This is a genomic window from Leucobacter sp. M11, from assembly GCF_035726885.1.
Classification (GTDB): domain Bacteria; phylum Actinomycetota; class Actinomycetes; order Actinomycetales; family Microbacteriaceae; genus JAPFRB01.
The window spans coordinates 26,977-27,305 of sequence record NZ_JAPFRB010000004.1; the positions used below are offsets into that span (position 1 = coordinate 26,977).

Here is a 329-nt window from a genome sequence, read left to right on the forward strand (position 1 = left end):
AGATGTTCGAAACCGTCGACGGGCGCGTCCTCGTGAACGAGCTCGCGATGCGCCCCCACAACTCCGGGCACTTCTCCATCGAGGGTTCCGTCACGAGCCAGTTCGAACAGCACCTCCGCGCCGTCGCCGATCTGCCCCTCGGCGACACCGCGATGACCGCGCCCGCCGCGGTCATGGTCAACGTGCTCGGCGGCCCCGCCGAGGGCACGATGGCCGAGCGCTACCAGACGGCCCTCGCCGCCCACCCCGGCGCAAAGATCCACAGCTACGACAAGCAGCCCCGCCCCGGTCGCAAGGTCGGCCACGTCACCGTCGTCGGGAACGACCTG

The 329-nt window shown here is 70.2% G+C and carries 1 protein-coding gene; it reads left to right on the top strand.

The features are described 5' to 3' along the window. Positions 1 to 329: ATP-grasp domain-containing protein (locus tag OOT08_RS12105; protein ID WP_325092971.1), on the top strand; the 329-nt coding region annotated here is incomplete at both ends.